This window comes from Nostoc sp. MG11, from assembly GCF_014904695.1.
Lineage (GTDB): Bacteria > Cyanobacteriota > Cyanobacteriia > Cyanobacteriales > Nostocaceae > Komarekiella.
In genome coordinates this window covers 119,095-126,994 of the sequence record NZ_JACXXN010000017.1, presented here as the reverse complement: position 1 = coordinate 126,994, position 7,900 = coordinate 119,095, and the positions used below count along the sequence as shown (strand labels likewise).

At 44.1% G+C, this 7,900-nt stretch carries 7 protein-coding genes; 1 reads left to right on the top strand and 6 read right to left on the bottom strand.

What is annotated here, in order from left to right; translation table 11 throughout:
- Nucleotides 1-454 precede the first annotated feature (454 nt).
- The 3 genes from HCR01_RS22340 to HCR01_RS22330 all read right to left on the bottom strand — a co-directional run bounded on the left by HCR01_RS22340 (nt 455) and on the right by HCR01_RS22330 (nt 4,762).
- Nucleotides 455-3,130 (bottom strand): DEAD/DEAH box helicase, encoded by a 2,676-nt coding sequence (locus HCR01_RS22340; RefSeq protein WP_193198298.1) that lies wholly within the window; start codon nt 3,128-3,130, stop codon nt 455-457.
- Nucleotides 3,131-3,263: 133 nt separating this feature from the next.
- The gene (proC, locus tag HCR01_RS22335) at nt 3,264-4,076 is read right to left on the bottom strand and encodes a pyrroline-5-carboxylate reductase (protein WP_193198297.1); all 813 of its coding nucleotides are present in this window, start codon (nt 4,074-4,076) and stop codon (nt 3,264-3,266) included.
- A gap of 92 nt (nt 4,077-4,168) precedes the next feature.
- The gene (locus tag HCR01_RS22330; RefSeq protein WP_162398614.1) at nt 4,169-4,762 is read right to left on the bottom strand and encodes a cell division protein SepF; all 594 of its coding nucleotides are present in this window, start codon (nt 4,760-4,762) and stop codon (nt 4,169-4,171) included.
- On the opposite strand from HCR01_RS22330, the gene HCR01_RS22325 reads away from it, so the two are divergent.
- Complete coding sequence (locus tag HCR01_RS22325) at nt 4,755-4,946, top strand: hypothetical protein (RefSeq protein ID WP_193198296.1); 192 nt, start codon at nt 4,755-4,757, stop codon at nt 4,944-4,946. The two genes, HCR01_RS22330 and HCR01_RS22325, sit on opposite strands and share 8 nt — an antisense overlap.
- Before the next feature lie 269 nt (nt 4,947-5,215).
- Here the strand turns inward: HCR01_RS22325 and HCR01_RS22320 are convergent, their stop codons facing one another.
- The 3 genes from HCR01_RS22320 to HCR01_RS22310 all read right to left on the bottom strand — a co-directional run bounded on the left by HCR01_RS22320 (nt 5,216) and on the right by HCR01_RS22310 (nt 7,863).
- Complete coding sequence (locus HCR01_RS22320) at nt 5,216-5,884, bottom strand: YggS family pyridoxal phosphate-dependent enzyme (protein WP_193198295.1); 669 nt, start codon at nt 5,882-5,884, stop codon at nt 5,216-5,218.
- Nucleotides 5,881-6,168, bottom strand: coding sequence for a transcriptional coactivator PipX (gene pipX / locus HCR01_RS22315; RefSeq protein WP_193198294.1), 288 nt, complete (start codon nt 6,166-6,168; stop codon nt 5,881-5,883). The genes HCR01_RS22320 and pipX overlap by 4 nt, the downstream gene beginning before the upstream one ends.
- A gap of 768 nt (nt 6,169-6,936) precedes the next feature.
- Nucleotides 6,937-7,863 carry an energy-coupling factor transporter transmembrane component T family protein gene (locus tag HCR01_RS22310; RefSeq protein ID WP_193198293.1) on the bottom strand — a complete coding sequence of 309 codons (927 nt, stop codon included), beginning with the start codon at nt 7,861-7,863 and terminating at the stop codon, nt 6,937-6,939.
- Between the last annotated feature and the right edge of the window lie 37 nt (nt 7,864-7,900).

Here is a 7,900-nt window from a genome sequence, read left to right as displayed (position 1 = left end):
GTCAAGCTGTATTTTTCTCTAAATCTCAGCATTGACCAAAATGTGGTCAGTTCAACAAGACTGACCGCTTTTTTCTCTATTTAGTCTAAACTCCAGTCCTAAATCCCCCTTCAAAAGGGGGACTTTGAGAGGTTTTTGCTCCCCTTTTGAAGGGGGGTTGGGGGGATCAAAAGCCTGTGGGGAAACTCTAAAAGACTTGTGTGTACACCGTAGCCTAAAAAAGGGGGGAACTTCTAAAGCCCCCTTTTTTAGGGGGTTGGGGGATCTGAGTCCGTAAGTCCTGAATAAGATGTTCGTAGTAAGCACTTTAGTGCTTAAAAAATCAAGGACTAAAGTCTTACTACAAACACGTATGACTATCAAAATTAATAATACAAACTACTACTTTTGAGAATCTTATTATTATCAGGTATTAGGTATTGGTTATTCACTTTGTCCCTATTCCCCAATCCCCCTATTCAACCACCTCATTGACTGGGAATCTATCAATCAACTGCATCGCCCGATAAGCATTGCGCTGAAAAGATGTCGGCAAATGTGGTACATGGGGAATCTGCGATAATAAATCCAAAGTTCGGCGTAAAATTCGCACTACATCGCCTTCATCTAAGCTGGTATTTTCGCAGAGTTCTGTCCACTCCATTCCTAAAGCCCACTGTTCCACTAAGGCAATTAATTCAAACTCCAACCATATCGGTAGCGCTACGTTATACCGCCGTTGTAGTTGGAACATCTGGCGGCGAATTCCGCGCAATTTTGCCAAAGCTTCGGCCACTTCATTACTCAACTCGAAATTAACCTTACTATCTGGACGGGGAGTTTCTGTCACCAAAGCCGCTATAGCAGCTGCTAAATGTTGCGGATCTAAGTTGTCCAGTTCACCACTAGCGAATGCTAAACCTAGCCACAATTCATTTTCTCCCCGAATTGCAGCAGCGATACGCCCTAATTCCGTGGGTACTAAATTATCTAAACAGCCAAAGTGTTGGAGAATTTCAATTAAATTAGTAAACTCTTCCCAATAACGTTGAGATTGCTGCTCTACTTGAGCTTGCATCACTTGAAGTTCAGCCTCTAATTCAACATAACGCGCCCTACGTTTAAAAATAGTGGCGGCATTACCTGATTGATGTAAAGGATGAGATTCTAATTGCTCTTGGATAGCGGTTACTCGACTGAGTTGTTCTGCTACTTCTGGAGCTAGATGCAGAGACTCCTCTGGTTCAGGGATACGCTGGGCGATCGCAAATGATTCTTCATTACCACGTCGTGACTGTCCCGGTTTAAAAGGCATCTCTGGCGGTGGTAGTACTTCGGGCGGGATGTCAACTCGTGGTAGTTCGGCATATAAATCGACAACATCCGCTGTGGTGGCTACATACCAGCGGTTATCTAGCCCTAAGCATACTAAGTAAGGAGCTTGACCAGAACCAGGTGTTTTCCCTACTAAAACTGCTGTTACGGGGGAAGGTACGGTGATGTGTTTCCCCTTGAGACTCAACAGGGTTCCCGATACTGCAAAGTCCAACATCATGCCTAATTGTTCTTGTCGGTCTTCCTGCGCTTGCTCTTGTAAGGTTTTTAATATCTGACGTTCAACTTTCAGGCGTTGCCGTAATTTCTCATACACAGCCACTTCATTTTCATCAACTGCTGCGATTTGCTCATGTAATTGGACTAACTGATTTTGCAGTTCGGCAATTTCCTCGTATTCTGGTCTTAAATGTAAAGTCGCCATGTACTGCCCAAAACTGCGTTCTATCAGTTCTCTAGCTTGCTCCAGAGTATGAGTTTGCAGTAAGTTCAATACCATACCGTAGCTGGGCGTAAACTGGCTAACTAGGGGGTCTGGCTTGGATGTGGCCAAATATGCCGCTTCTTTCGCGCCTTCAAAAGGGGTTTGGACTGTCACCACATGACCTTGTTTATCCATTCCCCGGCGACCGGCCCGACCTGCCATTTGCAGGAATTCGGAAGCGTTTAACAAGCGGTGTCCAGTGTCAGTACGTTTGGAAAGGGTAGAAATAACTGTTGTCCGGGCGGGCATATTAATTCCCGCTGCTAGTGTCTCAGTGGCGAATACAACCTTAATCAGCCCTTGCTGAAATAATTCTTCTACTAGCACTTTCCAAGCAGGCAATATTCCGGCGTGGTGTGCGGCAATTCCCCGATACAGGGGGGCAATTTGTCCAGAACGTCCGGCTTCGGGGTTGCGGGTTAAAAAGTCATCAATTTGTTGCCGCAAAATCTGGGACTCGTCATTATTTACCAGCCATAAATCACCTACTTCTGCCACTGCTTTATCGCATCCCCGGCGGCTGAAGATAAAGTAAATCGCTGGTAGCATATCCCTTTGCTGTAGCTGGCTGAGGGTGTAAATTATCCCAGGAGCCTCTGGTCTTCCAGCTCTCCCCCTCTCCCTTTCTCCTCCTCTCCCTTTTTTCTTCTGAAGGCGGGGGTTGATTTTGGTTTTGCTATCATTCAGTAGAGGAAATAGCCCTTTGGGATTGCAATAGTGAAATTCTAAGGGTACTGGGCGGAAATCGGAGTAAATCAGGTCAGTTGGGCCGTGAACGCGATTTAACCAGTCGGTGAGTTGATCGCTATTGGCAACTGTTGCTGAAAGGGCTGCCAGTTGAACTTCACGGGGACAATAGATAATTGATTCTTCCCAAACTGTCCCCCGTTGGCGATCGTTCATGTAGTGGCACTCATCCAACACTACCGCTTCCACGTCTACTAACGAGATACCAATTTGCCCAATGGGTGTCCCATAAAGCATATTCCGAAAAATTTCTGTAGTCATTACCAAAATCGGTGCATCTCTGTTAATGGAAGCATCTCCAGTTAACAGTCCGACGAGATCAGACCCGAATTTTTCTCGGAAGTCACGTAATTTTTGATTCGATAGCGCTTTCAAAGGAGTAGTGTAAAATACACGTTTTCCTCGCGACAAGGCGCGATAAATGGCGTATTCCCCTACTAATGTTTTGCCCGAACCTGTGGGCGCACATACGACTACGGAACGTCCGGCGTTGATGGACGCGATCGCATCCTGCTGGAATTGATCCAATTCAAAGGGAAATATCGACCCTAGGTTAAGTTCTGGAGAAGGCGCAGGATAATTCACTCAATCAAATTTGCAACCGGATTGTTTACTATATTAACGGCTATTTTGTCAACTTCATCATTAGTCATTTGTCATTGGTCATTAGTCCTTAGTAAAAACTAATGACTAATGACTAAAAACTAATGACTCTTTACTATTTTCCCAGCTCTTGCGATCGCTCTGTGGCTGCTTTGACTGCTTCAATTAAAGCTGAGCGAAATCCGGCCTTTTCTAGCTTGACAATACCCGCAATAGTTGTACCACCGGGGCTGGTAACACGATCTTTAAGTTCTGCTGGGTGCATTTTGGTTTCTTGCAATAGCCTTGCTGTTCCTAATACAGTTTGCAAGGCTAGTTGATTGGCAACTGTTCTAGGTAAACCTGCGGCTACTCCGCCATCGGCGAGTGCTTCTATCAACAATGCCACATAAGCCGGGCCACTACCAGATAGTCCTGTTACCGCATCCATCAACGTTTCTGACACTTCTACAACTTCGCCTACAGCTGAAAAAACTTGCTGTGCTATTTGGTGGTGCTTGATGTTGGTGTAAGCACCGAAACAAACAGCGGTAATTCCTGCGCCTACGGTTGCTGGAGTGTTGGGCATTGCTCTAATCACTGGCAATTGCTCAAACGCAGCTTCTAAATGACTCAAAGGCACACCCGCCAAGATCGAAATAATTAAGGGTGAGTGTTCTATAGTGATGATATCTGCTAATTCTTGGGCGATCGCACTGAAAACTTGTGGCTTCACTGCCAAAAAAACAACTTCTTTTGCTTGTGTGAAAACTAAGCGATTATCTGCCGTTACAGCAACATCATATTGCTGCTTTAAAAAATCCTGGCGCGAGGGTTGCGGTTCGCTGACTATGACTTCTGATGGTTGATAAATTCCACGAGTAGTAAGGCGGGATAACAGCGATTCTCCCATTACCCCACCACCAATTAAACCAAATTTAATAGTCATTGTTTAACAGTCAAGAGTCTTAAAGTCAAAAGTCCAGAGTCAAAAGTTTTTGATTCTTGACTCTGGACTCTTGACTGTGGACTAATTTAATTTTATTGTGCCATCCGGTTAGATTCGTTGCCCCAAGTTTGATTGGGACTTGCGGGACGAGAGGGGCGTACTGGTGGTTGTGGTACTTCATGAAGAACTCCACCTTGGGTGCTAACTTGCACACAGCTTGGCGTAAACAAAAAGATGCTCTCACCGATACGCTCTTGATGTCCATCTAATGCGTAAGTACCACCTGCTACAAAATCTACTGCCCGCTGGGCTTGATCCGGATCCATGATTGTCAGATTTAATACTACTGACTTGCGTTCTCGCAACGCTTGAATTGCTTGGGGCATTTCTTCAAAAGTGCGCGGTTCAAGTACTAAAACTTCTGAAATTCCGTTAATTGCTCCTGGCATACCAATAACATTCCCCATTGGCTTTGTTGAACCTGCTGCTATCTCATCACCCATTGTAGGCACTGGTTCGCGCCAGCGTCGATTTTGAGCTGTGCTTTCTTGTGGTGCTGGCTGGGGATTCTCTTGCTGATACAGATTTTGGTAGCTATCTGTATCTGCTTCTTCTTCGTAATACTCGTATTCTACCTGTTCATTTAGACCCACAAAGTCTCGAAGTTTAGAAAAAATATTGTTCATTGTGTACTCTCCTGGTGCAGAAATCCTTCATTGTTATGGCTGTAAATTAATTAGCCAGCGGCGATCGCTACATGGGTGGATCTATTCAGCAATTCTACTGCTGTTTGTAGCTTCTATTACATCTTATAGTGATGAACAGGCACTTGTGGGAAGTCTGTTCAATTGGGGACGGAATAATGAGTAAAGATTATATCCTAAGGATTGCCCGAAAGAAAGTTCTTTTCACCTCATTTTTCCTTGGTGATTGCTCTTGTCAATACTATAGCCTTTGTCTCCTATTGCACCAGTCTGATAAAAAAAATTTTGTCCATCAAATCTTTACTATTGATACTCAACCAAAAGAGAAATGTCCAGTAGTTAGAGGCGATCGCTAAATTAAGATGGTTTCTAATCGTACTACCCTTATACTTGCTAGCACTTAATGCTCTACCGAAAGGTGGATGTACAATATAACTAGTAGCGATCGCCAAACAAGATAGTACCTAGTCGTACCATCGTTGCACCTGCTTGTACTGCCAATTGATAATCGCCTGACATGCCCATCGACAAGTGCTGTATATGAATGTGCGACCAGTTTTGCTCCTGGATTTCCTTGGCCAGTTCACGATTTCGAGTAAACACATTCAGAATTTGGGCATCATCTAACCCTAAAGGGGGAATTGTCATCAAACCCTGAATTTGTAAAGTTTTGCATTGATTTAGTGCGGGTAAGTCGGCTAGCAGTTCTGGCACACTCCAACCCGACTTGTTGGGATCAGGGAGAATTTTTACTTGCAAGCAGACTTGGGGACTAACTCCTAATTGTTGCGCCAATTGATCTAAGCGCTGTGCCAGCTTCAAATTATCTATGGAGTGAATCCAAGGAAAATGTTCAAGGGCTTTTTTAGCTTTATTGCCTTGCAAATGCCCAATAAAGTGCCAGGTAATATCCGATAAGTCGTGTAACTCGGCTTGTTTACTGGCAGCTTCTTGGATACGACTTTCGCCAAAATCACGAATTCCGGCAGCATACGCAGACCGAATAGCCTCAGCAGAAACTTGCTTGCTAACAGCAATCAACCTAACTGAAGGTGGAAGTGAGGAGCGAATGGTAGCAATACGTTCGATTAGCGAACTACTCATTGGAATGTGCGTTGGAAAACACTCTGAAGCTGATCGTACTCCTGAGATTGTCCAGTGCGCCGCAGAGTACGTAAGCGATTTTCCAGCATCATTCTAGCTTCGGTACGTCCTATAGGCTGAAATTTAATTCCTTTAATGTCATTAACGTCATTTGCTACCAAGAAAAATAAACGTTGGGCATAAAGTGTAGTGAAAAGATCCTGGTTCTCATCAACCATACAGATCCTATAAAGCAGACCCCAAGTTGGATGATTTATGTAAGTTTCTGAGTTCTCTGGATTCATTTAAGAGTCAAGGTAGGAGTATATATATCTTTTCGCAGTCAATTACAAACATTCAGACGATAATACCTTCCTTTCGCCAGAATATTTGCTTAAAATGCGAAACTGCGGTGATGAAGACCTTGATCTAGTTGCTAATTGGCAGATGAAGCTAGTGGTAGCAAGGGAAAGTGGTACAAAAGAGGTGCGTAACTTGAAGCGCCTTTAGAGAGTCTAGAAGAGTCCAAAACCTATGGCTGAGGTGAGAATCTCTACCCAATCTATTGACTCTGGATTGCTGACTTTTGACTTCACAGAGCGGAGTAAGTCTTGAAAGTTTCGGGTGGCAGAGAAAAAGCCCTGTGATACCAAAGACAAAAGTCAATCGACTTCTCTCCATACTGCCACAATTGTCGCTTTATGGCGCAAAATAGCTAACGGTCATTTGTGAAGCGACTTGCTGTAGCTACCCAGCGTTAAACTAATTGCTTGATAGAGTTCTATTCTTCAATAAGAGTGTACACAAAACACTAACAGCGATCCCCGCGCGTAAATCTTAACCGTTAGCACTTTCAAAATGGTTAAAAATCCCAAAAATTTGCCGAATTTTGAGCTTTTCACTTCGTGTCTTCGTACGAGCAGTCCGTTCAAGTCAAGCCACTGCCTTGCGGGGGTTCCCCCCGTTGTGGCAAGTGGCGCGGGAAACCCGCCCACACGGCTACCCTCGCCTTGGTGGTTCAAAAGTCAGTTTTTTAACCACTAAGGCACTAAGACACCAAGAAAAATACATTATCAAACCTCGGTTCCGATAATCAGGCGTACTCCCCAAAATAAGATTAAAGTTGCGATCGCCAGCCAGTCCCGCGCTCTTAATTTTAAGTCTTGCCACTGCACTCGATGTTCATTAGGACTGGTAAAACCGCGCACCATCATTGCATTAGCCATTTGCTCGGCTCGTAAGAGCAGATTTTCTAAAAGTCTTTCTGCGACTGTGATCCAAACCTTGACTGCTCCTTTTAACCCCAGCTTTTTCCAATTAATTGCCCTTGTCATCACAGAACGAAATAAATTCTGCACTTCTTCTAAAACTAGGGGAATAAACCGCAAGGATAAAGTTAAAGTTAGAGTGATTTCCGTGACAGGCAACTTTAGTTTTCGCAGAGGTTGCATTAAGCTTTCCATACCAGATGTAATTTCTTCTGGTGCGGTTGTTAGCAGATACAGGTTAGTGCTGTAAATTACAGTAAACAAAATTGTACTCAGCCGCACCGCCAAATCCAAAGAGTGGCGAGTTACTTTGACTGGGCCTTTGTGAAATAGCACGTAGCTATATTCTTTTTGATTACCTGCTGACTGTTGGGCAAGATTGGAAGTGTTAGAAGTTGATGGCTGGGTTAAAATTTGTTCGTTAGCTGGTAAACGTGGCTGATAGTCTACACCCAGTCCATCAGGACTAATAGCTGCGATCGCTAAGACAAAAAATGATAGCATCAATAGCCAACCAATTTGCTGTCGCCATACTCGTCGAGGAATCCTGGCGACTAAGGTGGCGAAAATCAACAGTGCCACTAGCAGCACACGCCAAAAAATATTAGCAAAACTGTAGCTTGTTAAAAAGCTCATCAACCAAGCAAATTTGACTCGCGGATCGATTTTATGTAGCCAAGTTTGGGGTTGTTCTAAGTAAAGTCCAAGTGGCAGCGATCGCAGTAAATCCATCTTTTAGTCATTAATCATTAGTCATTAGTCAAAGGAC

Excerpts from the sequence above, each read along its gene's own strand:
- proC (WP_193198297.1), bottom strand. The coding sequence starts at position 4,076 with ATGACTATTAAATTTGGTTTAATTGGTGGTGGGGTAATGGGAGAATCG.
- HCR01_RS22330 (WP_162398614.1), bottom strand. The coding sequence starts at position 4,762 with ATGAACAATATTTTTTCTAAACTTCGAGACTTTGTGGGTCTAAATGAA.
- HCR01_RS22320 (WP_193198295.1), bottom strand. The coding sequence starts at position 5,884 with ATGAGTAGTTCGCTAATCGAACGTATTGCTACCATTCGCTCCTCACTT.
- pipX (WP_193198294.1), bottom strand. The coding sequence starts at position 6,168 with ATGAATCCAGAGAACTCAGAAACTTACATAAATCATCCAACTTGGGGT.
- HCR01_RS22310 (WP_193198293.1), bottom strand. The coding sequence starts at position 7,863 with ATGGATTTACTGCGATCGCTGCCACTTGGACTTTACTTAGAACAACCC.